The following is a 21,817-nucleotide window of genomic DNA, read 5'->3' on the forward strand; positions in this document are numbered from 1 at the left end:
AACTGCCGGGCCCGCAACCGGGCCCGGCAGGCACCGGGGCCTCTCTTAACGACCGCGGTCGACCACGAAGGCCATGCCCTGACTCTGGGCGTAGTTATCGTAGGCGATGAAGCGAACCATCATGCCCGGGTTGGAGCGGCGGCATTCTTCGATTTCCTGAAGGACCGCTTCCACGGACTGTTCGCCGAAAAACGGCAGTTTCCACATGTACCAGTAATGGGACATGGCGTTTTCCTTCTCGGAATATTCCACCGCCGGGTTCCAGCCCTGGGCGAGGCAGTATTCAATCTGCTTGCGCACCTGATCGGCGTTCATCTCGGGCAGGTAGGAGAAGGTCTCGTACTTCTGTACCGGCTTGAAGTTCTGAATATCGGACATGTCGGTAATCCTATGCTCTTGTTCTGTCAGGGTGCGGGCGACCCGTCAGGCCGCCCGCACTCGGGCGATCACTTGTGCTGGGTATCCAGCTTGTCGACGGTATCGAACTCGAACTTGATCTCCTTCCAGGTCTCCATCGCCACCTTCAGCTCGGGGCTGTGCTGGGCGGCCTGGGTGAGGATCTCCTTGCCTTCCTTTTCGATCTCGCGACCTTCGTTACGCGCCTGCACACAGGCTTCCAGCGCAACGCGGTTGGCCGTCGCACCCGGGGCGTTGCCCCACGGGTGACCCAGCGTACCGCCACCGAACTGCAGCACGGAGTCGTCGCCGAAGATGGAGACCAGGGCCGGCATGTGCCAGACGTGGATACCACCGGAGGCCACGGCGAACACGCCCGGCATGGAGCCCCAGTCCTGATCGAAGAAGATGCCGCGCGAGCGGTCTTCCGGCACGAAGGATTCGCGCAGCAGGTCGATCCAGCCCAGAGTCGCGGCGCGGTCACCTTCCAGCTTGCCGACCACGGTACCGGTGTGCAGGTGGTCACCACCGGACAGACGCAGGATCTTGGCCAGCACACGGAAGTGGATACCGTGCTTGGGATGGCGGTCGAGCACCGCGTGCATGGCACGGTGGATGTGCAGCAGCATGCCGTTGTCGCGGCACCAGTTGGCCAGGCCGGTGTTGGCGCAGAAGCCGCCGGTGATGTAGTCGTGCATGATGATCGGCGCGCCAATCTCCTTGGCGAACTCGGCACGCTTGTACATCTCTTCCGGGGTCGGCGCGGTGACGTTCAGGTAGTGACCCTTGCGCTCGCCGGTTTCGGCTTCGGCCTTTTCGGTCGCTTCCTGCACGAACTCGAAACGATCACGCCAGCGCATGAACGGCTGCGAGTTGATGTTCTCGTCGTCCTTGGTGAAGTCGAGGCCGCCACGCAGGCACTCGTACACGGCACGGCCGTAGTTCTTCGCGGACAGACCCAGCTTCGGCTTGATGGTGCAGCCCAGCAGCGGACGACCGTACTTGTTCATCTTGTCGCGCTCGACCTGGATACCGGAAGGCGGACCACCACAGGTCTTCACGTAGGCCATCGGGAAGCGCACGTCTTCCAGGCGCAGGGCACGAATGGCCTTGAAGCCGAACACGTTGCCGACCAGCGAGGTGAACACGTTCACCATCGAGCCTTCTTCGAAGAGGTCGATCGGGTAGGCGATGAACGCGTAGAAGGACTCGTCGTCACCCGGGACGTCCTCGATCATGTACGCCCGACCCTTGTAGTAATCCATGTCGGTCAGGAGGTCGGTCCACACCGTGGTCCAGGTACCGGTGGACGACTCGGCCGCCACAGCGGCTGCCGCTTCTTCGCGGTCGATGCCCGGCTGCGGGGTGATCTTGAAACATGCCAGCAGATCGGTATCCAGCGGCATGTATTCCGGCATCCAGTATGTTTCGCGGTAATCCTTGACACCCGCGGAGTACTTCTTGGCGGCCATGTGGCTTTCTCCTACGCGTTGGTTAATCGTGACGGTCGACTAGATTAGGGAGGGCAATCACTAATAACAAATAAATAATCTAGATACGACCAATAGACTATCGTTTATATAAAAGCCGGGCAGCGGGAGGGCCGCTGACCGGCAGGGGTTCGGTTCGCAGCGGCGCGGCCAGACCGGAATCCGTCGCTCGCGCCGCAATGCGGATTGCGATTGTAGTCCAAGACCGTAGTCCGTGCATGCCTTTGTCGCGACGGATTGCACAGACGGCTTCACCGACCGCCCGGACCCCGACGCCCGGGTCGGGGCGGACGGCTTCAGGAGGCGGCGTCCGCAGCGGGCTCGGCGCCGCTGGCCGTCTGGTGATCACGGGCCAGGTAGAGGTAGATGGCCGGCACCACAAACAGGGTGAACAGCGTGCCAATCGCCATGCCGCTGGCGATCACCAGCCCCATGGCGAAACGCGAGCCGGCGCCAGCCCCGGCGGCCATCAGCAGCGGCACCATAGCTACCACCGTCGCCGTGGTGGTCATCAGGATCGGGCGCAGACGCAGGGACGCGGCCTCCTCGATGGCCTCGCGCAGGCTGCGCCCCTGACGCTGCAGCTGGTTGGCGAACTCCACGATCAGGATGCCGTGCTTGGCGATCAGTCCGATCAGCGTCAGCAGGCCAACCTGGGTATAGATGTTCAGCGAGGTCACCCCGAGGCTGATGAAGATCAACGCCCCCGCGATCGACATCGGCACCGTGGTCAGGATGATCAGCGGGTCGCGGAACGACTCGAACTGCGCCGCCAGGACCAGGAAGATGACCAGCAGGGCAAAGAAGAAGGTGACCACGAGGTCCCCGCCCTCGGCCTTCAGCTGGCGCGACTGGCCGGCGTAGTCGACACTGACGTCCGGCGGCAGGACCTCCGCGGCGATCTCGTCGATGATGTCCAGCGCCTCGCCCAGGGTTACGCCCGGGCGCGGGACGCCGGAAAGCGTCACGGCGTTGAGCTGCTGGAAGCGCTTCAGCGAGCGCGGGGTCACCGTCTCCTCCAGCGTCACGATGCTGGACAGCGGGATCGGCTCGCCATCGCGGGTCCGGGTGAACAATTCCTCCAGCTGCTCCGGATTCAGGCGCTCGCTGCGCTGCACCTGCGGGATCACGCGATAACTGCGGTTCTCCATCGCGAAACGCCCGGCAAAGCCACCGGACAGCATGGTTGCGAGATCGGCATTCAGCGTGGCCATGTCGATGCCCAGCTGGGCGGCGCGCTCGCGGTCGATCTTCAGGTCCACCTGGGGCTGGTCGAAGTCGAGATCGGTATCCATGAAGATGAAGCGCCCGGTCTCCATCGCCCGACCCACGATCTCGTCGGCAAACTGCTCCAGCTCCTCGAACGAACCAGTCGACCCGAGCACCACGCTCACCGGCGCGCCATCGCCCGGGGTAGGCAGCTGCGGCGGCTGGATGGCGAACACCTCCAGCGCCGGGATCCGGTCCAGACGCGGCTGCAGCTCTTCCTCGAGGATGGTCTCGGTATCCCGCTCGCGCTGATCCCAGGGCGCGAGCACGAAGCCGCCCAGGGCCTGGTTGCTGGCACCGGCGATGCCCGGACCCCCACCGAACCCGTTCACGATGAAGATGTTCTCGAGCTCGGGGATCTCGTCAAAGAAGCGATCGGTCAGTGCGGTGTTGCGCTCCAGCCAGTCCAGGCCCATGTAGGCGTCGCCCTCCATGATGGAGAACGCGAAGCCCTGGTCCTCCGGCGGCTCCAGCTCGCTCTGCGAGGTCACGAACAGGAAGTAGCAGGACACCAGCACGATGACCCCGAACATCGCAATGGTGAAGCGGTCGTTCAGCGCCCCGTGCAGGCGCCGGCGATAGCGGCCCTGCAGGGACTCGAAGCGCGCATCCAGCCAGCTTTCGATGCGCCCGCGCTTCTCCACGGCCCCATCGCGCAGGATCTTGGAGCACATCATGGGCGACAGCGTGATCGCGACGATCCCGGAGATGACCACGGTCGCCGCCAGGGTGAAGGCGAACTCGATGAACAGGGTCCCGGTCAGCCCGCCAATGAAGCCCAGGGGCAGGAACACGGCCACCAGCGTGGTCGACATCGCGACAATCGGCCAGGCCAGCTCGCGGGCGCCCTGGATCGCCGCATCCATGCGCGACATCCCCTCCTCGATATGCCGCGAGATGTTCTCCAGCATGATGATCGCGTCATCCACCACGATGCCGATCGCCAGCACCATCGCCAGCAGCGTCAGCAGGTTCAGCGAGAACCCCATCAGCAGCATCAGCATGAAGGTGCCCACCAGGGACAGCGGCACCGCCACCGCGGGAATCAGCACACTGCGCAGCGAGCCGAGGAACAGGTAGATCACCACCAGGACGATGGCCAGGGCGAGCCCGATAGTGAGCAGCACCTCGTCGATCGCGCTCTGGATGTAGTCGGTCGAGTCGTAGACGATCTCGCCTTCCAGCCCCGACGGCAGCCGCGGCAGGATGCGCTCGTCGAAGACGTCACGCACCTCGGCGATCACGTCCAGCGCGTTCGCGTCCGGCGCCAGCTCGATGCCCACGAAGGTCGCCGCCTGGCCATTGAAACGCACCGAGGTGTCGTAGCTCTCCGAGCCCAGCTCGACCTCGGCGACATCGCCCAGACGGACCAGGTCGCCGTCGGTCTCGAACAGGATCAGCTGCTCGAACTCCTCCGGGCGCTGCAGGTCGGTGTCCGCGGTCAGGTCCAGCCCGACCATCGAGCCGCGGGTCTGCCCCACGGCGGAGAGTACGTTGTTGCGCTCCAGGGCCTCGCGCACGTCGCGCCCGGTTACGCCGAACGAGGCCATACGGTCGGCATCCAGCCAGGCACGCATGGCGAAGCTCTGGGCGCCCAGGATCTCGGCGCGCTGCACCCCGTTGACCGTGGCCAGCTCCGGCTGCACCTCGCGGATCAGGTAGTCCGTGGTCTGGTTGTTCGATAGCCGTTCGGAGTAGAACGACATGTACATCGCCGCCACGTCCTGCCCGACCGAGAGATCCACGACAGGGTCCTCGGCCTCGGCCGGCAAATCGCTACGGATCTTGTCGACCTGCGCCGAGATCTGGGTGAGCGCCTCGTTGGGGTCGTAGTCCAGCTCCAGGTGGGCCTCGACGATACTGATGCCGGCGCGGCTGGTGGAGACCAGATAGTCGATCCCCTCGGCCTCGGCCACCTCGCGCTCCATCGGCGTGGTGATAAACCCCTGCACCAGATCGGCATCGGCGCCGATGTACGCGGTGCTGATGGTCACCACCGCGTTCTGCACCTCGGGGAACTGGCGCACGTTCAGATCGAATACCGCGCGCACCCCGAACAGCAGGATGAACAGGCTGACCACCGTGGCCAGCACCGGCTTCTGGATAAAGATGTCGGTAAAGCGCATGGCCGGGCCCCGCTCAGCGATTCGCCGGGCGCGGATCGCGCTCGGCGTCGGGCTGGGCGTCCTCGGTGATCTCCACCGGCGTGTCGTTCTGCAGCTTCAGCAGCCCGCTGGCGGCAATGCGCTCGCCCGGCTCCAGTCCGTCCAGCACGCGCACCAGGTCACCCCGGCGCTCGCCGGTCTCGATCAGACGCTGCTCCACCCGCAGCTGGCCCTCGTCATCCTCCTCGATCACGAACACCGACTGTCCCCAGGGGGCGAAGCGGATCGCGGTCTGCGGCGCCACCACGGCCTCCTCCGCCTCGCCGCGATCCAGCGTGACGCGGGCGAACTGGCCGGAACGCAGACGCCCCTCCTCGTTCGCGAGTACGGCCTGCACGCGGAACATGCGCGAGGCCGCGCGAACCCGCGGCTCGATGGCCGTCACCTCGCCGGTGAAGGCATCACCGAAGGCATCCACCTCCACCTCGACCTGCTGCCCCAGGGCGACCTCGCCCAGACGCCGCTCGGGCAGGGTGAAATTCACGTACAGCGGCTGCAGGGCCTCCAGGACCACGATCGGTTCGCCGGGACCCACGAACTGGCCGACGTTCACCTCGCGTATGCCCAGCTCCCCGGCAAAGGGCGCGCGCAGGCTCTTCTGGCGAATGCGGGCCTCCTGAGCCTTCACCGAGGCGGCGGCCTGCTCGGCCTCCGCCACGCGCCGCTGGAACTCGGAGTCCGAGATGTCGTTGCGCTCGATCAATCCGCGCGCTCGCTGCAGCTCGCGCTGCGCCAGGCGCTCGGCCGCGCGCAGATTCTCCAGCTCGGCCTCGTCCAGGGTGGTGTCGAGATCCACCAGGGGATCGCCAGCCTCGACGCGGGCACCGTTCTCGAAATGAATGGCCTGCACGATGCCCTGCGCCTCGAAGCTCAGGGTCGCGCCCTGGACCGCCTCCAGGCTGCCGATCGCGCGCACCCGCGGGGTCCAGGTATCGGTCGCGACCTCGGCGGCATTAATGGTGACCACCGGCTCCGGCATGTCCTCGAAGTACTCCGCGATCTGCTGATCCACGAAGGTCTTGAAGCCGAAGATACCGCCCAGCACGATGGCGACCGCCACCAGCATCAGGATGAAACGCTTCATCGAAGTCTCCCGGGCCGGCGGGGCGACCCCCGTCGGCATCATGAATATACGCGGTCGGGTCAGTCCGCCGCGCTCAAGCCGTCCTCGGCGATCTGCTCGCCGATCCCGGCCGCGCGCAGCGACGCCCGCACACGGTCGGTCTCGGCGCGCACCACCGCGGGCTCGTCCGGATCCAGTCGCGGCTCCCAGCGCCAGCCGGTCATCAGGGCGTGGAAATGGCGGATCAGGTGGTCATAAGGCCGATGGATGTCATAGGCATCCAGCAGGCCCCGGGCATTGGCCAGGCTTTGCATCCCCACGTTCAGCGCCCAGGGCCCCAGCCCCATCTCCTCCTCGGAGATCTCCCGCGCCGGCGGCAGGTCGCCACGCTCGCGGGCCTCGGCCACTACCGCGTGGACCGCCTCGCTGATCGGACGCCCCGCCTCCAGCAACGCCTCGCGCCGGGCCACCGAGACATTCGCCCACACCACCTCGGTCACCAGGTACTGGGTAAGCCGGTAGTAGTCCGGATTCTGCGCGGCGAAATCGATATCGGTCAGAACGATCGCCAGCATCCGCGACCGCGTGCCCAGCGTCAGCCCCGGGATGACCCGGAATCGCCCGGCCCGCTCGCGGGTCGTGCGCGCCGCCACGGCCGCCAGCAGGTCCTCGCGGGACTCGAAGTGCTGGTACAGGGTCCCGGTGGCGTACTCGCAATCCGCCGCCAGCTTCGACATCTGCAGGCCCAGCAGCCCGTCCTCGCGGATCCGTTCATGGGCCCGTTCGATAAACAGCGCCTCGCGCGCCTCGCGCTCGCGCCTTCTGCGATCCTCGGTGCTCATGGCAGGCAGCATATCGAACCCAAGCCGATTTTTGAACCGGATTCACAAATCGGCACAGTAAAGGCCGGGGACCTGGCCCCGGCCCCGTTGGCGGAGGGTCAGCCCGCCTCGCGCAGCAGGCGTACGATCGCGTCGGCCACACTCTTGCTGGACTGCGGGTTCTGGCCCGTCACCAGCTTCCCGTCAACCACCACGTGATCCGCCCAGTCATCGGCGGTCTCGACCTCGCCACCCAGCTCCTGGAGCTTGTCCTGCAGCAGGAACGGCATCGCGCTGTCCAGCTGCACCGCCTTCTCCTCGCTGTTGGTAAAGGCAGCCACCTTGCGCCCCTTCACCGCCGAACTCCCGTCGGCCAGCATCGCGCCGACCAGGCAGGCCGGGCCGTGGCAGACCGCACCCACGACCTTGTCGTTCTCCAGGAACTCCGCGACCAGGCGCTGCACATGCGGGTTGTCCGGCAGATCGAACATGGTCCCGTGCCCGCCGGGGAAGAAGATCGCGGCATAGGCCCCGTGATGCATATCCGCATCGAGTGCGATCGTATCGTCCAGGGCCTCCTGGGCGGCCACGGCGGCCGCCCCCGGATGGCTGGCCTCCAGGCTCTTCGGATCCAGCGGCACCGGCCCGCCCTTCGGGCTCGCCACCTTGACCTCGAAACCGGCCTTGCGAAAGCGATCATAGGGCTCGGCGAACTCGTCGAACCACACGCCGGTCGCCTGGCCCGGGCCGATCTCGCCGTGGCTGGTGACGACCATCAGTATTGTCTGGCTCATCCCGATACCTCCTTTGCGTCCATGTCTGTGGTGGACTCACCGGAAGGTCACAGGTTCCTGGCACCCACCCGCTGCATGGGTGCGCGAAGGCTTAGGAAAGGTCCGGCGCAGGAAGGCCCTGGCGGGGCTCGCCATCCGGCAGGCCCCGCCCGGGAATCAGACCCGGTAGTACTCGCGATACCAGTCCACGAACCGGGCGATGCCGTCTTCCACGCGGGTGGCCGGGGCATAGCCCACATCCTCGCGCAGGGCCTCGACATCGGCATAGGTGTCCGGCACATCCCCTGGCTGCAGCGGCAGGAGGTTCTTCTCGGCCTTCCGGCCCAGACAGTCCTCCAGCACCTCGATGTAGCGCATCAGCTCCACCGGCTCGTGGTTGCCGATGTTGTAGAGCCGATAGGGCGCGGCACTGGTGGCGGAATCCGGCTCGGCCCCGCTCCATTCGGGGTTGCGCGGCGCCACGTGATCCAGGGTGCGGATCACGCCCTCGACGATGTCGTCGATATAGGTGAAGTCGCGCCGGTGGTGCCCGTAGTTGAAGACGTCGATCGGCTCGCCCGCCAGGATCTTCTTCGTGAACAGGAACAGCGCCATGTCCGGGCGGCCCCAGGGACCGTAGACGGTGAAGAAGCGCAGGCCCGTCACCGGCAGGTCGTAGAGATGGCTGTAGGTGTGCGCCATCAGCTCGTTGGCCTTCTTGCTCGCGGCGTAGAGCCACAGCGGGTGATCGACGTTGTCGTGCACCGAGAACGGCATGGTGGTGTTGGCGCCATAGACCGAACTGGAGCTGGCGTAGACCAGGTGCTCCACGCCGTTGTGGCGGCAGCCCTCCAGGATGTTGCCGAAGCCGACCAGGTTGGTATCGACATAGGCCGCCGGGTTCTCCAGCGAGTAGCGCACCCCGGCCTGGGCCGCCAGGTTCACCACCCGCTGCGGGCGGTGCTCGCGGAATACCCGCTCCATCGCGGCACGGTCGGCGATGTCCTCGCGCACCTCGGTATAGTTCGGATGGTCCTGGGTGCGCGCCAGGCGCGCCTCCTTGAGCGAGACGTCGTAGTAGTCGTTCAGGTTGTCGACGCCGATCACCTCGTCGCCGCGCTCCAGCAGGCGCAGGCTCAGCGCGCTGCCGATGAATCCGGCCGAGCCGGTGATGAGCACTTTCATCGTGCTATTCCTTGTCGTCCGGCAGGGTGATGTTCAGCTCTAGGACCTCGCAGTCCCCCTCGCGATCCACGTTCATCTGCACCGCGTCGTCGTCGACCTGCACATACTTGCGGATCACCTGGAGCAGTTCCTGCTGCATCGCCGGGAGGTAATCGGGCCCGGAACGCGCCGCGCGCTCGCGCGCCACGATGATCTGCAGGCGTTCCTTGGCGACACTCGCGCTCTTCTGCCGCGGCTGGCGGAAGTAATCGAAGATCCCCATGATCACCCCTTGAACAGGCGCCCGAAGAAGCCCTTCTTCGGTACGTCGACAAAGCGCAGCGGACGTTCCTCGCCCAGGAAACGATCCACGGCGTCCTGGTAGGCCTGCCCGGCATCGGATTCCTCGTCCAGCACCACCGGCTGCCCGGCGTTGGAGGCATTCAGCACCGCCTGGGATTCCGGGATCACGCCGAGCAGTTCGATCGCGAGGATCTCGCCGACGTCCTCGATGCTCAGCATCTCGCCACGTTCGGCGCGCTCGGCCGAATAGCGCGTCAGCAGCAGCTTGCCCTCGATCGGTTCGCCGCCCTGCTCCACCCGGCGCGTCTTGCTCGCCAGGATTCCCAGGATGCGGTCGGAGTCGCGCACCGAGGAGACCTCGGGGTTGGTCACCACGATCGCCTCGTCGGCGAAGTACGCAGCCATCAGGGCGCCACGCTCGATGCCGGCCGGGCTGTCACAGACGATGTACTCGAAATCCTCGGACAATTCGTTCAGCACCCGCTCCACGCCGTCCTGGGTCAGGGCGTCCTTGTCGCGGGTCTGGGAGGCCGGGAGGATGTACAGGTTGTCCACCCGCTTGTCGCGGATGAGGGCCTGCTTCAGGTTCGCATCGCCGTTGATCACGTTGACGAAGTCGTACACCACGCGCCGCTCGCACCCCATGATCAGGTCGAGGTTGCGCAGACCCACGTCAAAGTCGATCACGGCGGTCTTGTGGCCGCGCAGGGCCAGGCCGGTGGCAATCGCGGCCGAGGTGGTGGTCTTGCCCACCCCGCCCTTGCCCGAGGTAATCACTACGATACGTGCCATGTTGGCTGCAGCTCCTTGTCGTCTTGCCGGTACCCGGCGGTGCCGGGGACAGACGGACGGGTTCCTGTCATGTCGTGGCCGGCCGCCCTTCGGGCCGCCGTTCAGATCTCCGCGATCTTGAGGCTTTCGCCGTCCAGTGTCACCAGCCGATTCTCGCCACGCTCGGCTTCCGTGATGTCCTCGGCGATCCGGTAATGCCCGGCGATGGACAGCAGCTCGGCATCCAGACGCCGGCAAAAGATACGCGCCGTCACCAGGCCACGCACCCCGGCCAGCGCACGCCCTCTTAACGGCCCCAGCACATGGATGTGCCCGTCGGCCAGCAACTCGGCCCCCGGCGAGACCGCGCCGGTCACGATCAGGTCGCCGCCACGGGCATAGATCTGCTGCCCGGAGCGCACCGGCTGATCGACGATACGGGTCGCGCTGTGGACGGCCGCGACCTCGGCCGGTGCGCTCTTCTCCTGCGCCTCGGCGGCCCGCTCGGGCGCCGGGGTCTCGTCCTCCAGCGACACCTCGCCGGTGGGCGCACCGCCGCGCCCGCCCAGTTGCAGCACCGGCAGGACATCGAACAGTTCCGCATAGCTCTGCAGCCGCTCGGCGACCTCGCCGGCCTGCAGCCCGATCAGCTTGAAGCCCTCGGCGCGCACGCGCTCGATGGTCGCCTGCAGATCCGACTCCGGGCTCTCGGCCACCGCCTCCAGATCGAGCACGATCGGCATGTCGCGCATCAACTCCGGGGCCTGCTCGCGCCGCGCCGCCAGCACCTCGCCCAGGACCTGCGGATCGGTCTGGTACACGCGCAGCACGGAGACCAGCATCATGCGCCCTTTCAGCTCAATGGCCTGGACGGAACTCGGGGTCGCACTCATTGGATCGATCGACTCGCTCGCGGTTGGCTGCATCAATGAAGGCTGCGCCCGGCGGCGAAACCGCCCGGCGGGACGTGCGCTTTATAGCGCGGAGGGGGAAAGCACGGCAAGGGATCCGGGCCCGTTGCCACCCGCGGTTCAGGGGCGTGGCGGACCCGGGATCAGCGTGTTGGTGCGCCGCACGTAGTCCGCGTACCCGGGACGCGATTCGTGCAGGCGTCGCTCCAGCAACGTGACGCCGGACACACGCAGGATCAGCAGGATCATCACCACCGCCGACGGGACGGCCCACCAGCCCCCGGCGGCCAGGGCCAAGAGGCCGAACCCGACCCAGACCACGATCTCGCCGAAGTAGTTGGGATGGCGGCTGTAGCGCCAAAGCCCGCGATCCATTACCTGCCCGCGGTTACCCGGGTCGCGGCGAAAGCTTGCCATCTGGGCATCGGCCACCGCCTCGAACCACAACCCGACGGCCCAGGCCAGAAGCCCGGCAACAACCAGCGGCCACCACAGGCCATCCGCCTGTATAACGGCCAGCATCGGCAGGCCGATCACGGCCACCAGGGCCCCCTGCAGCCAGAAGATCGTCACCAGACTGCGGGCGGCGAAGGCCGTGTCGCTACGACCGGCGCGCATGTCGGTGTAGCGCCCGTCCTCGCCATGACCCCAGTTGCGCCAGGTGATGAAGGCGGACAGACGCACACCCCACAGCAGCACCGGGATCACGATCCACAGCCCCTGCGGCGGCCAGCCGGACAGCCCCCACCACACCAGTGTGACCAGCACGAAACCCAGCCCCCAGTAGCGATCCACCAGGCTGGCATCGCGGCGGGCAACACTCGCCGCCCAGACCCCCGTCATCAGGAGCAGCGCCGCGGCCAGCCCGGCGAGGAACAGCATCCAGCCCGCCACGGGTCAGGCCTCGGGCCGCCGGAAGAGGACGTGCGACACGAACCACTCGTTGCCACCGCGATAATCGAACAATTCGGCGCAGGCCATGTAGAACATGCGCCAGCGCTGGAACCACAGCGCCGCGTCCTGCTTCCCGTAGGTCTGCTCGAACAGCGGCATCAGCTCGTCCCGCGCGGCGTCCTGGCGGCTCAGCCAGGCGTTCAGGGTGCGCGCGTAGTGCTGGCCGTTCACCCGCCACTGGCGGACCACCCGCAGGTCGTCCTGGAAGTGCCGCGCCAGGTCGTCCGCCGGCATCAGCCCGTCGCGGAAGAAGTACTGACCCATCCAGTCGTGGGCGCCCTCGCTCTCGAAGAGGTAGGCAAACTCGCGATGGGCGAATACATGCATGAAGAACTGTCCGCCCGGTCGCAGCCAGGTCGAAATGCGCCGCAGCAGCTCCGGCCAGTTGCGCATGTGCTCGAACATCTCCACCGAGACCACCCGGTCGAACCCCGTCTGCTCCGGGGCAAAGTCATTCATGTCGGCGGTCACGATCGTCAGGTTGTCCAGTCCGCGTGCATCCCGGCGCGCCTCGATGGAGGCCCGCTGGGTCGCGGAATTGGACACCGACACAATGCGGGACTGCGGATACTGCTCCGCCATCCACAGGGACAGCGACCCCCAGCCACAACCAAGCTCCAGCACCTGCTGACCGTTCTCCAGACCGGCCCGCTCGCAGGTCAGTTGCAGCATGCCCGCCTCGGCCGCACGCAGGTCATTCACACCGTCGGGCCACCAGGCACAGGAGTATTTCAGCCACGGCCCCAGACAGCGCTCGAAATACTCGGTGGGCACCTCGTAGTGCTGCTCGTTCGCCACCTCGGTCGACAACGCCACGGGCGCCTTGCGCATCGCCTCGATCAGCGCATAGCGCCGTTCCATCGCCTCCTCGGCCGGCGCACCGCTTTCGCGCAAGCGTTCGGCCAGCAGGCGACGAATGCCCGCGCGCACAAACGTATCCGGCAGTCGTCCCTGCTCCGCCCACTCGATCATCTGCTGCATGAATGAAGGTCCCCCGCGTCGATGCAAGGTTGACCCGGGTATCCGCGGGCGGTTCCCCGCCCGACGCGCACCAAGGCGGCATGGACGGTCACACCCGCGGCCGCAGGGGTGCTAGATTGGGGCCTGGACCAGCTGCCTAGGGAAACACTGATTGATGTACACACTCGCGTTGGCACCCCAGGTTTTCCGAGACAAGGCGCGTCGTGCAGCGGGTAGTGGTTCTACCCGCAAGCGGCGCAACGCAGGATCGGGGAACCTGGGGTGCCAACCCCGCAACCTAATCAACGAAGGGGCTCGGCCGCTTTTGCGCGCGAACGGCGTTGCGGTTCCCTTGTGCAGAATGACTGCACGGCAGTCACCGCGCCTTGCTCGCACGCAAAAGCGACTCGAGCGCGAGTGTGTACATCAATCAGTGTTTCCCTAGCGATCATGGCGCAACGTCACCGGATTCCGGCCCGAACCCTGCATCGCGTCTGGGGCCCCTTCTCCAAGGGCGTCCAGACGCGCCTCGAGACCTTTCTGGGCGAACTCGACGACCGCCTGATGGAGGCCTCCGAGCGCGCGATCGACTCCCAGCGCGCGGCCCAGAACCTCGCCCTGTCGCGCCAGATCCGCATGGCCAGCGCCGCCATCCTCCAGCATTTTCGTGACCGACTTCACAATGCAGTCACACCCGAGGATGCCGACAACACCGAGGCGGCGGGCGAGCACGAACTGAGCCTGATGGACGCCGCCGATACCGAGCGCGAGGTGGCCCTGCGCAAGCTGGTCACCGGCGCGCGCTCGGTGATGGCGGCGGAGATCGATGCCCTGGAGACCGTCACTCGGGATTACCACCTGGCGCCCGCGCCCGAGGACGCCCCGTGGCACCCGCATGCCCTGGGCGAGGCCTTCCTGGAAGCGCTCGAGGCCGTGCCCCTGCCACCGGAAGACTGCCTGCTCCTGCTGCACTGGTTCGACCGCGACGTGATCCGGGAACTGCAGCCGGAAATGCAGGCGCTGCTGCAGGCCTTCCGCGATGCGGGTTTCACGGTACCCGAGGCACGGGCCGGCACCCGCCCCCACCCGGGCGCGGCCACGGCGACGGGTCCCGTGCCGCAGGGTGCTCCCGGCGGTGGCGGACCACCACCTGCGGGTGCGGGTGCGCCCGCCGCCGGCGCCGCGGGCAACTGGGCGCAGTTCGGCTACCAGGTCCCGGTCGCCGGCCAGGTCGTCGCGGCCGCCGGAGGGGCGCCAGCGGCCGGGGCTGGTTACGGCTCGCCGGCGGATGCGGTCACCACCGTGCTGAACAGTGCCTCGCCCAGCACCCTGGAACCCTTCGTGATGGACCTGCTTCAGGGCCTGTTCGACATGATCCTGAAGCGCGACGACCTCAATCCCGCGTTGCGCGAACCGCTGTCGGATCTCCAGCTCCCGCTGGTACGGATCGCCATGCGCGAGACGCACTTTTTCCGTGACCGCGGCCACCCCGCGCGGCAAATGACCGGGCTGCTGCTGAACATCGCCCTGCGCATCGACCCCGACCTGCCGCTGGACGAGGCTCGCCAGCTGCCGCTTAGCCGTCTGGTCTTCGAGAACGTGGAACGCGTGCGCAACGAGGGCCTTGGCGACAGCGACGCCTACGACCAGGCGCTCGCGCGACTGCGGGACGACCTCGCCGAAGTCGAGGAACAGATCGCCCATCAGGCAGCCAGTGAACAGGCCGAGGCGCAACAGGAAGAACGCACGCTGGAGATCACCTACAACGTGGAATCCACGGTCGAGCGCACCGTGATCTCCATGGGGCAGGACATCCCGGACGAGGCCCGCGAGCAGCTGATGGATGCCTGGGTCCCGCTGATGACCGCGCAAAAGACGGCGGAGACAGATGCCGGGGATGGGAGCGAAAGCACCGGAGCCGAAGCCGCAGGCGACACGGAGGCCGACAACGACGGCATGGCCCTGCTGCACGAACTCCTGGCCCTGATGCAGGCCGAGCCGGATTTTCAGGCCTCGGCCCCCCTCCTGGCCCGCATCCGCGCCTTTCTCGACAAGGCCCCCCTGTCCAAGGAGGAACGGGCCCGCATCAAGCAGGACCTGGTCAGTGCCCACCTGGTGGCCGCCGGAAAACGCCGCTCCACGCCCGCCGAGCCGACCAAGCCCGACACCAGTCCCGCGACCGGGTCGTCCGACGAAACGGCGGCCGCAGACGAGCGCATGGAACAGGCCCGGAAACGGGCCGGCAGCCGGTCGAGCTCGGTGTTCGGCACCTCGCCGCGTCATGCCGACGACGACCCGTCCCTGATGCGCGATCACGCCGACGAGCACGTCGAATACGCCGACAACCTGGTTTCCGGCACCTGGATCCAGTTCACCTCGCCTGCGGGCACCAAGGTCACCCGGATGAAGCTGGTCTGGCGCGGCAGTCACGCCGGACGCCTGCTGTTCACCGATGCCGCCGGCCGCGCCAAGCGCCAGCACAGCATTCAGGGACTGGCCCACGAATTCCGCAGCGGACGCGCCCAGATCATCCCCGAGGAATCCCTGTTCGACCACCTGATGGACCAGCGCCTCGGTCAGACCGCCTGAGGCCCGCCCCTCCGGGGCGCCCCTCCGGGGAATCCGTCGCCGGGCCGGACCTTTTTCACGCCCCCGTGGTCCATTTCCCGACGCCACCCGGGAAGACGACGATGACACGCTCACTGGCGGCCCTTTGCGCGGGCCTGGTACTGGGGATCCTGATGACCGGATGCAGCACCCCGCAGAAGATGCCCACCGTGGATCACGTGGATCTCGACCGCTACATGGGCGACTGGTACGTGATCGCCAACATCCCGACCTTCCTCGAGCGCGACGCCTATAACGCCCTGGAGCAGTACGCCCTCAACGAGGACGGCACCATTGCCACCACCTTCTCGTTCAACAAGGGCGGCTTCGACGGCCCGCGCCGCGAATACAACCCCACCGGCTTCGTGAAGAGCGAGGACAACGCCGAATGGGGCATGCGCTTTCTGTGGCCATTCAAGGCCGAGTTCCTGATCGTCTACCTCGACGAGGATTACAGCCAGACCGTAATCGGCCGCAGCAAGCGCGACTACGTCTGGATCATGGCACGCGAACCGGAGATGGCCGAGGAGGACTACCAGGCCATCCTCGCCCGCCTCGACGAACTCGGCTACGACACCGACGAGATCCAGCGCGTACCCCAGCGCTGGGATTGAACGTGCGCTGACGCCGGGCGAGAAACGGGAGATTGCCACGGCGCCTGCGGCGCCTCGCAATGACCCAGCGGGCGGTTTCCCGTCATCGCGGCGCGCCGCGCCGAAGCGATGATCGCACGTATTTATGAAACATCAGGGCTAGCTGGGACCGTAGCCGCCCCCGCCAGGCGTATGGATCTCCACTGCATCGCCCGGGCCCACGGCGCGGCGGTCACAGCCCGCCAGCGGCTCGCGGCCGCCATCGGCGCGCAGGATCACGTCCTCGCCCGGCGCCCCGGGCTCGCCCCCGGCCAGCCCGAACGGTGGCACGCGGCGCCGGTTGGCCAGCAGCACCACCTCCATCGGCGCATCGAAGCCCAGTCGGCGGATCACGCCATCGCCACCGCGGTACTGCCCGGCGCCACCGGAGCCCCGGCGATAGCCGAATCGCTCCACCCGCACCGGGAAACGACTCTCCAGCACCTCGGGGTCGGTCAGGCGGGAGTTGGTCATGTGCGTCTGTACGGCGCTGGCCCCTTCGTACCCGGGACCGGCCCCGGCACCGCCGGCGATCGTCTCGTAGTACTGCCGCCCGGCATCGCCAAAGGTCAGGTTGTTCATCGTGCCCTGAGCCGCGGCCTGCACGCCCAGGGCCCCGAACAGCGCATCGGTCACCACCTGCGAGGTCTCGACGTTCCCGGCGACCACGGCGGCGGGCGGCAACGGATTCAGCAGGCAGCCCTCCGGGATCGCCAGGTCCACCGGCGCCAGGCAGCCATCATTCAGCGGGATCTCGTCTTCCAGCAACGTGCGCAGCACGTACAGCACCGCCGCCCGCACGATGGAGCCCGGGGCATTGAAATTGTCCTCGCGGGCCGGCGAGGTCCCCGCGAAGTCGATCCGCAGGCGGCGCGCCCCCGGATCACGCGTGACGGCCACCTGAATCTCGGCGCCGTTGTCCAGCACATATTGGAACGTACCGCCCTCCAGACTCGGGATCAGCCGCTCGACCGCCTCGGTGGCATTGTCCTGTACGTGCTGCATGTAGGCCGTGACGGTCGGCACGCCATACTCGTCCAGCAGCCGGCCCAGCTCCTCCAGCCCCTTGCGATTGGCCGCCACCTGGGCCTCCAGATCCGCCAGGTTCTGATCCGGGTTGCGGGCCGGCCAGTCACCCGACCCCAGCAGTGTCCGGATACGCGATGTGGCAAAACGCCCGTCGCGGACCAGGCGGGTCGGGGCGATCAGCACGCCCTCCTCCTCCAGCCGGCGAGAGAAGGCCGGCATCGAGCCCGGGGTGATGCCGCCGACGTCCGCATGGTGCCCGCGCGAGGCCACGAAAAATGCCGGGGCCGCCACCTCGGCCTTCGAATCCTCGGTCACCGCGCCGCCCGGCCCGACAAACACCGGCGTGACCACCGTGATGTCCGGTAGATGGGTCCCGCCGTTGTAGGGGTCGTTCAGCACCCAGGCATCCCCGGGGCGGAGGTCGTCGCCCGCGGCCGCGACCACCGCGCGCACGCTGGCCCCCATCGACCCCAGATGCACCGGCATGTGCGGGGCATTGGCCACCAGCTGGCCGTGGGCGTCGAACAGCGCGCAGGAGAAATCCAGGCGCTCCTTGATGTTCACCGAATGCGCAGTGTTGCGCAGGGTAAAGCCCATCTGGTCGGCGATCGCCATGAAGCGGTGATTGAAGACCTCCAGCAGGACGGGATCGCGCGGGATCGCATCCGGATCCTCGACGGCCGGTTGCCCGCGCCGCTCGGCACCGCCCTCGCGCACGAGCCGCAGCGTCCCTTCGTGCTCGACCCGGCCGTGCCAGCCCGGCTCCAGCACCAGTGTCGCGGTGGTCTCGATCACCAGCGCGGGACCCGCCAGGGTCATCCCCGGGCTCAAGTCCTCGCGCCGGTACAGCGGTACGTCGCGCCGCTCGCCCGCCACCACCATCGTGATCGTATCCGTCTCCGGGGCAGGCGCCTCGCGCGCCCCCTGTAGCGGGATCGACGTATCCGCCGCCTCACCCCCGGTCGCGATCGCCTCGGCCGCCGCAACCGCCACCACCAGCGGACGATCCGGCGGCGCGAACCCGTACCGCCCGCGCCAGGCCGTGGCGAAGGCCTCCATCAGTGCCGCGGGCGAACCGGCCGGCACCTCCAGCGCGGTATCCGACCCCGCCAGCCGCAGATGCAGACGCCGCTCGATGCGCATGGCGTCCGCGGCCACGCCCTGCTCCGTCAGAGCCGCGATCGCCGCGCCGGCCTGATCCTCCAGCGCCGCATCGATCGCCTCGGCATGCGCCTCGTCCAGCGGCCATTCCAGGCTGCGCTCGCGCAGGGCGCGCAGCTCGCCCAGCCCCATGCCGTAGGCCGACAGCACCCCGCCCAGCGGATGGAACAGGATGTGTTCCATGCCCAGCTGCTCCGCCACCCGGCAGGCATGCTGCCCGCCCGCGCCGCCGAAACACACCAGGGCGTAGCGCGACACATCGTGGCCGCGCTGCACCGAGATGGTCTTGATGGCCTGGGCCATGTGCTCCACCGCAATCTGCAACAGCCCCTCGGCCAGCCCTTCCGGCGTCGCCGCCTCCCCGGTCGCGGAACGGACGGCCTCCACCAGCGCATCGAACTGTCGGCGGACCGGTTCCGGATCCAGCGGCCGGTCGCGCCCGGGGCCGAACACCGCCGGAAAATACTCGGGACGCAGGCGCCCCAGCAGCACGTTGCAGTCGGTCACTGTCAGCGGCCCGCCCTGGCCATAGCAGGCCGGACCCGGCTGCGCCCCGGCCGACTCCGGCCCGACCCGCAGGCGGATACCGTCGAAGCGACAAACCGAGCCGCCGCCCGCCGCGACAGTGTGGATGTCCAGCATCGGCACGCGCAGGCGGGCGCCGGCCACCTCGCTCTCCTGGCGGCGTTCGAGCTCGCCGGCCAGATGCGCGACGTCCGTGGAAGTCCCGCCCATATCGAAGGTGATCAGGCGCTCGAAGCCGAGCGGCGCGGCGGTCTTCAGGGCCCCGACGATCCCGCCGGCCGGCCCCGAAAGGATCGCGTCACGCCCGCGAAACCGCGCCGCATCCACCAGCCCGCCATGCGACTGCATGAAGCGCAGGGGCACATCGCCCAGTTCCGTGCTGACCTGTGCCACGTAGCGGCCCAGCACCGGCGACAGATAGGCATCCACCACCGTGGTCTCGCCACGGGGTATCAGCTTGATCAGCGGGCTGGTCGCGTGGCTGGCGGCCACCTCGGCAAACCCCATCTCGCAGGCGAGTGCCGCTATAGCCTGTTCATGCGCCGGATAGCGATAACCGTGCATGCAGACAATCGCCAGCGCACGAATCCCGTCCTCCAGCGCCGCCTGCAGTCGCGGGCGCAGGGCCTCGAGGTCCACCGGCTGGAGGATCTCGCCGGCCGCGTTCACCCGCTCGCGCACCGGTTCCACGCGGGCATACACCGGCGACGGCAGCCGAATGGCCCGGGCGAACAGGTCCGGCCGCGCCTGGTGCCCGATCGCCAGCGCATCCTCCAGACCCTCGGTGATCACCAGCAGGGTGGGCTCCCCCTTGCGCTCGAGCAGGGCGTTGGTGGCCACCGTGGTCCCCATGCGCACCTCGTGGATCACCCCCTCGGGGATCGGTGCGTCAGGCTCGAGGCCGAGCAGGTCGCGCATCCCCTGTACCGCCGCATCGGCATACGCCTGCGGGTTATCGGACAGCAACTTGCGGGTATGCAGCCGCCCCGTCGGATCCCGCGCGACCAGGTCGGTGAACGTCCCGCCCCGGTCCACCCAGAAATGCCAGTCTTTCGCCGCTGTGGCTTGAGTCATGTCCACCGCTCTGGTTTGATCGCCCGAACTCGCGCCCCGCGGTCCGGTCGCAGGCTCGGTAATCGTCGAGCCTCTGAATGAAGGAATGATCACGCATGGATCCCGTTACCCACGCCAGTCTCGGCGCCGTGATCGGCGGCCTCGCCCTCGGCTCCCGCCTGGGGCGCAAGGCCGTGGTGCTGGGGGCCGGCGTTGCGCTGCTGCCCGATCTGGATGCGTTCATAGCTTACGGGGACGCGGTATCCGAGTTCATCCACCACCGGGGCTTTACCCACTCCTGGCTGGTACAGCTGCTGGTGGCCACCGGTGTCGCGGGGCTGCTGGCGAAGGTCCCGGCGACGCGGGAGATCGGCTTTGGCCGCTGGTGGCTGTTCTTCTTCCTGATCTGGGCCACGCACTCGATGAATGACCTGCTGACCACCTACGGCACCCAGGTGTTCTGGCCGCTGCCGGTCGGCCCCCTGTCCACGGGCTCGATCTTCGTGATCGACCCGCTATACACCCTGCCGCTGCTGGTCGCGGCCATCGGTGCCCTGTTCTACCGTTTCGCGCCACGCCTGCTGGTCGCCGGACTCGTGCTGTCCACCGCCTACGCCGGTTCCGGTCTCGCGCTGAAGGCCTGGCTCGACCATCGCATCCAGCCCACGCTGATCGCAATGGACCTGCAGGACCAGCCGCGCATGATCCAGCCCACCCCGTTCAACCTGCTCCTTTGGCGCGTCACCGTCATCGACGACGGCCACTTCCTGGAGGCCTGGGTCGGCATCCTCGATCAGCCCATCCGGCCGGACTTCGAGGTCTTCGAGCGCGGCGCCCATTTGGAGGATGCCGCGCTGGCCCTGGAGGACGGGCAACGTCTGCAGTGGTTCGCCGGCGACTTCCTGCGTTTCCATCGTGCGGAGCGAGACGACGAACCCGACCGGCTGGTCGTCACCGACCTGCGTCTGGGCGCCCCCGGCTACTTCCCCTTCGGCTTCGAGATCGCGGAGGAACGCGACGGCGAATGGCAGCCCGTCGCCAGCCGCCAGGTCCGCGAGGCCGGCTTGCGTGGCGATGCGATCCGCGCCATCGCCACGCGCATTGTCGACCCGGAGGGGGCGCCCTGTCTGATGGACCTGGCCGAGCCCGACTATGCTATCGCCCGGCCGCCGCCGCGCTGTCGCCTCCGCCAGCAGACGCCGTGAACGGATCCGGCCCTCCCGACGGCAGCCCACCGCACGGATGCGAGCTGTGCGGGCGCCGGATGGATACGCTGACACGCCACCATCTGATTCCGCGCAAGCAGCACCGGCGCAAGCGCATCCGGCGACGCTTCAGCCGCGCGGAGCGCGAGGGTCGCATTCTCTGGGTCTGTCGTCCCTGCCACGATCACATTCACAAGCACTTCGACGAACAAGCCCTGGCGGAACGCCTGAACACGCGCGATGCGCTGCTGGCCGAGCCGGTGATCCGCGACTTTGTCGCCTGGATCGCGCGCCACCCGCCCGGCTTCAAGCCGCGCGGCTAATCCGCCAAGCGCGGGGGCCTACGACGATCCGGGTCTGGTTCGTCGTTCGCTGGTAACGGTGGCTTCGTTCGGCCGCCTGCCTTGTTGTGGCTGGCCCTGGTTCGTCGCTCGGTGTTTACGGTGGCTCCGGTCCGCATACTGCCCGGCGCTGACTCGCCAGCGCGCCGCGAGGTCCTTTCTTGCTTGCCCAAGAAAGGACCCAAAGAAGGGCACCCGGATTTCGCCCGGGAACCTCGCTCCGG

The 21,817-nt window shown here is 67.6% G+C and carries 17 protein-coding genes; 4 read left to right on the plus strand and 13 right to left on the minus strand.

Features of this window, described 5'->3' with window-relative positions; all coding sequences use genetic code 11:
* Positions 1 to 45 precede the first annotated feature (45 nt).
* From D107_RS0112595 to D107_RS0112650, 12 genes are all read right to left on the minus strand, one after another.
* Positions 46 to 378, minus strand: coding sequence for a ribulose bisphosphate carboxylase small subunit (locus D107_RS0112595; RefSeq protein WP_018865976.1), 333 nt, complete (start codon positions 376 to 378; stop codon positions 46 to 48).
* A gap of 68 nt (positions 379 to 446) precedes the next feature.
* The gene (locus tag D107_RS0112600) at positions 447 to 1,868 is read right to left on the minus strand and encodes a form I ribulose bisphosphate carboxylase large subunit (protein ID WP_018865975.1); all 1,422 of its coding nucleotides are present in this window, start codon (positions 1,866 to 1,868) and stop codon (positions 447 to 449) included.
* Positions 1,869 to 2,182: 314 nt separating this feature from the next.
* Positions 2,183 to 5,281, minus strand: coding sequence for an efflux RND transporter permease subunit (locus tag D107_RS0112605; RefSeq protein WP_018881618.1), 3,099 nt, complete (start codon positions 5,279 to 5,281; stop codon positions 2,183 to 2,185).
* Positions 5,282 to 5,294: 13 nt separating this feature from the next.
* Positions 5,295 to 6,404 carry an efflux RND transporter periplasmic adaptor subunit gene (locus D107_RS0112610; RefSeq protein WP_018881619.1) on the minus strand — a complete coding sequence of 370 codons (1,110 nt, stop codon included), beginning with the start codon at positions 6,402 to 6,404 and terminating at the stop codon, positions 5,295 to 5,297.
* Between the two features lie 59 nt (positions 6,405 to 6,463).
* Positions 6,464 to 7,237: a TetR/AcrR family transcriptional regulator gene (locus D107_RS0112615; RefSeq protein ID WP_018881620.1), complete on the minus strand. Its 774-nt coding sequence runs from the start codon at positions 7,235 to 7,237 to the stop codon at positions 6,464 to 6,466.
* An 86-nt stretch (positions 7,238 to 7,323) separates the two neighbouring features.
* Positions 7,324 to 7,998: a type 1 glutamine amidotransferase domain-containing protein gene (locus D107_RS0112620; protein ID WP_026279176.1), complete on the minus strand. Its 675-nt coding sequence runs from the start codon at positions 7,996 to 7,998 to the stop codon at positions 7,324 to 7,326.
* Positions 7,999 to 8,154: 156 nt separating this feature from the next.
* Positions 8,155 to 9,162 (minus strand): NAD-dependent epimerase, encoded by a 1,008-nt coding sequence (locus tag D107_RS0112625; protein WP_018881621.1) that lies wholly within the window; start codon positions 9,160 to 9,162, stop codon positions 8,155 to 8,157.
* A 4-nt stretch (positions 9,163 to 9,166) separates the two neighbouring features.
* Positions 9,167 to 9,424 (minus strand): cell division topological specificity factor MinE, encoded by a 258-nt coding sequence (gene minE / locus D107_RS0112630; protein WP_026142882.1) that lies wholly within the window; start codon positions 9,422 to 9,424, stop codon positions 9,167 to 9,169.
* A gap of 2 nt (positions 9,425 to 9,426) precedes the next feature.
* Positions 9,427 to 10,236 carry a septum site-determining protein MinD gene (gene minD, locus D107_RS0112635; protein WP_018876243.1) on the minus strand — a complete coding sequence of 270 codons (810 nt, stop codon included), beginning with the start codon at positions 10,234 to 10,236 and terminating at the stop codon, positions 9,427 to 9,429.
* A 101-nt stretch (positions 10,237 to 10,337) separates the two neighbouring features.
* Positions 10,338 to 11,108 (minus strand): septum site-determining protein MinC, encoded by a 771-nt coding sequence (gene minC, locus D107_RS0112640; RefSeq protein WP_018876242.1) that lies wholly within the window; start codon positions 11,106 to 11,108, stop codon positions 10,338 to 10,340.
* Between the two features lie 138 nt (positions 11,109 to 11,246).
* Positions 11,247 to 12,008 carry a DUF1295 domain-containing protein gene (locus D107_RS0112645; protein WP_018881622.1) on the minus strand — a complete coding sequence of 254 codons (762 nt, stop codon included), beginning with the start codon at positions 12,006 to 12,008 and terminating at the stop codon, positions 11,247 to 11,249.
* Between the two features lie 15 nt (positions 12,009 to 12,023).
* Positions 12,024 to 13,061, minus strand: coding sequence for a cyclopropane-fatty-acyl-phospholipid synthase family protein (locus D107_RS0112650; RefSeq protein WP_018876240.1), 1,038 nt, complete (start codon positions 13,059 to 13,061; stop codon positions 12,024 to 12,026).
* Between the two features lie 429 nt (positions 13,062 to 13,490).
* Between D107_RS0112650 and D107_RS0112655 the strand changes: the two genes are divergently transcribed.
* Complete coding sequence (locus D107_RS0112655) at positions 13,491 to 15,629, plus strand: DUF1631 family protein (protein WP_018881623.1); 2,139 nt, start codon at positions 13,491 to 13,493, stop codon at positions 15,627 to 15,629.
* A gap of 101 nt (positions 15,630 to 15,730) precedes the next feature.
* The gene (locus D107_RS0112660; RefSeq protein ID WP_018866564.1) at positions 15,731 to 16,261 is read left to right on the plus strand and encodes a lipocalin family protein; all 531 of its coding nucleotides are present in this window, start codon (positions 15,731 to 15,733) and stop codon (positions 16,259 to 16,261) included.
* A gap of 138 nt (positions 16,262 to 16,399) precedes the next feature.
* On the opposite strand, the gene D107_RS0112665 is transcribed toward D107_RS0112660, so the two are convergent.
* Entirely contained in the window at positions 16,400 to 20,068 is a 3,669-nt protein-coding gene (locus D107_RS0112665; protein ID WP_038035402.1) for a hydantoinase B/oxoprolinase family protein, read from the minus strand.
* A 95-nt stretch (positions 20,069 to 20,163) separates the two neighbouring features.
* Between D107_RS0112665 and D107_RS0112670 the strand changes: the two genes are divergently transcribed.
* Positions 20,164 to 21,252 carry a metal-dependent hydrolase gene (locus tag D107_RS0112670; RefSeq protein WP_018881625.1) on the plus strand — a complete coding sequence of 363 codons (1,089 nt, stop codon included), beginning with the start codon at positions 20,164 to 20,166 and terminating at the stop codon, positions 21,250 to 21,252.
* A gap of 59 nt (positions 21,253 to 21,311) precedes the next feature.
* The gene (locus D107_RS0112675) at positions 21,312 to 21,575 is read left to right on the plus strand and encodes a hypothetical protein (protein WP_018881626.1); all 264 of its coding nucleotides are present in this window, start codon (positions 21,312 to 21,314) and stop codon (positions 21,573 to 21,575) included.
* Positions 21,576 to 21,817: the final 242 nt, after the last annotated feature.

The organism is Thioalkalivibrio sp. ALE30, assembly GCF_000377465.1.
Taxonomy (GTDB): Bacteria; Pseudomonadota; Gammaproteobacteria; order Ectothiorhodospirales; family Ectothiorhodospiraceae; genus Thioalkalivibrio.

Excerpts from the sequence above, each read along its gene's own strand:
- D107_RS0112595 (WP_018865976.1), bottom strand. The coding sequence starts at position 378 with ATGTCCGATATTCAGAACTTCAAGCCGGTACAGAAGTACGAGACCTTC.
- D107_RS0112600 (WP_018865975.1), bottom strand. The coding sequence starts at position 1,868 with ATGGCCGCCAAGAAGTACTCCGCGGGTGTCAAGGATTACCGCGAAACA.
- D107_RS0112605 (WP_018881618.1), bottom strand. The coding sequence starts at position 5,281 with ATGCGCTTTACCGACATCTTTATCCAGAAGCCGGTGCTGGCCACGGTG.
- D107_RS0112610 (WP_018881619.1), bottom strand. The coding sequence starts at position 6,404 with ATGAAGCGTTTCATCCTGATGCTGGTGGCGGTCGCCATCGTGCTGGGC.
- D107_RS0112615 (WP_018881620.1), bottom strand. The coding sequence starts at position 7,237 with ATGCTGCCTGCCATGAGCACCGAGGATCGCAGAAGGCGCGAGCGCGAG.
- D107_RS0112620 (WP_026279176.1), bottom strand. The coding sequence starts at position 7,998 with ATGAGCCAGACAATACTGATGGTCGTCACCAGCCACGGCGAGATCGGC.
- D107_RS0112625 (WP_018881621.1), bottom strand. The coding sequence starts at position 9,162 with ATGAAAGTGCTCATCACCGGCTCGGCCGGATTCATCGGCAGCGCGCTG.
- minE (WP_026142882.1), bottom strand. The coding sequence starts at position 9,424 with ATGGGGATCTTCGATTACTTCCGCCAGCCGCGGCAGAAGAGCGCGAGT.
- minD (WP_018876243.1), bottom strand. The coding sequence starts at position 10,236 with ATGGCACGTATCGTAGTGATTACCTCGGGCAAGGGCGGGGTGGGCAAG.
- minC (WP_018876242.1), bottom strand. The coding sequence starts at position 11,108 with ATGAGTGCGACCCCGAGTTCCGTCCAGGCCATTGAGCTGAAAGGGCGC.
- D107_RS0112645 (WP_018881622.1), bottom strand. The coding sequence starts at position 12,008 with ATGCTGTTCCTCGCCGGGCTGGCCGCGGCGCTGCTCCTGATGACGGGG.
- D107_RS0112650 (WP_018876240.1), bottom strand. The coding sequence starts at position 13,061 with ATGCAGCAGATGATCGAGTGGGCGGAGCAGGGACGACTGCCGGATACG.
- D107_RS0112655 (WP_018881623.1), top strand. The coding sequence starts at position 13,491 with ATGGCGCAACGTCACCGGATTCCGGCCCGAACCCTGCATCGCGTCTGG.
- D107_RS0112660 (WP_018866564.1), top strand. The coding sequence starts at position 15,731 with ATGACACGCTCACTGGCGGCCCTTTGCGCGGGCCTGGTACTGGGGATC.
- D107_RS0112665 (WP_038035402.1), bottom strand. The coding sequence starts at position 20,068 with ATGACTCAAGCCACAGCGGCGAAAGACTGGCATTTCTGGGTGGACCGG.
- D107_RS0112670 (WP_018881625.1), top strand. The coding sequence starts at position 20,164 with ATGGATCCCGTTACCCACGCCAGTCTCGGCGCCGTGATCGGCGGCCTC.
- D107_RS0112675 (WP_018881626.1), top strand. The coding sequence starts at position 21,312 with ATGGATACGCTGACACGCCACCATCTGATTCCGCGCAAGCAGCACCGG.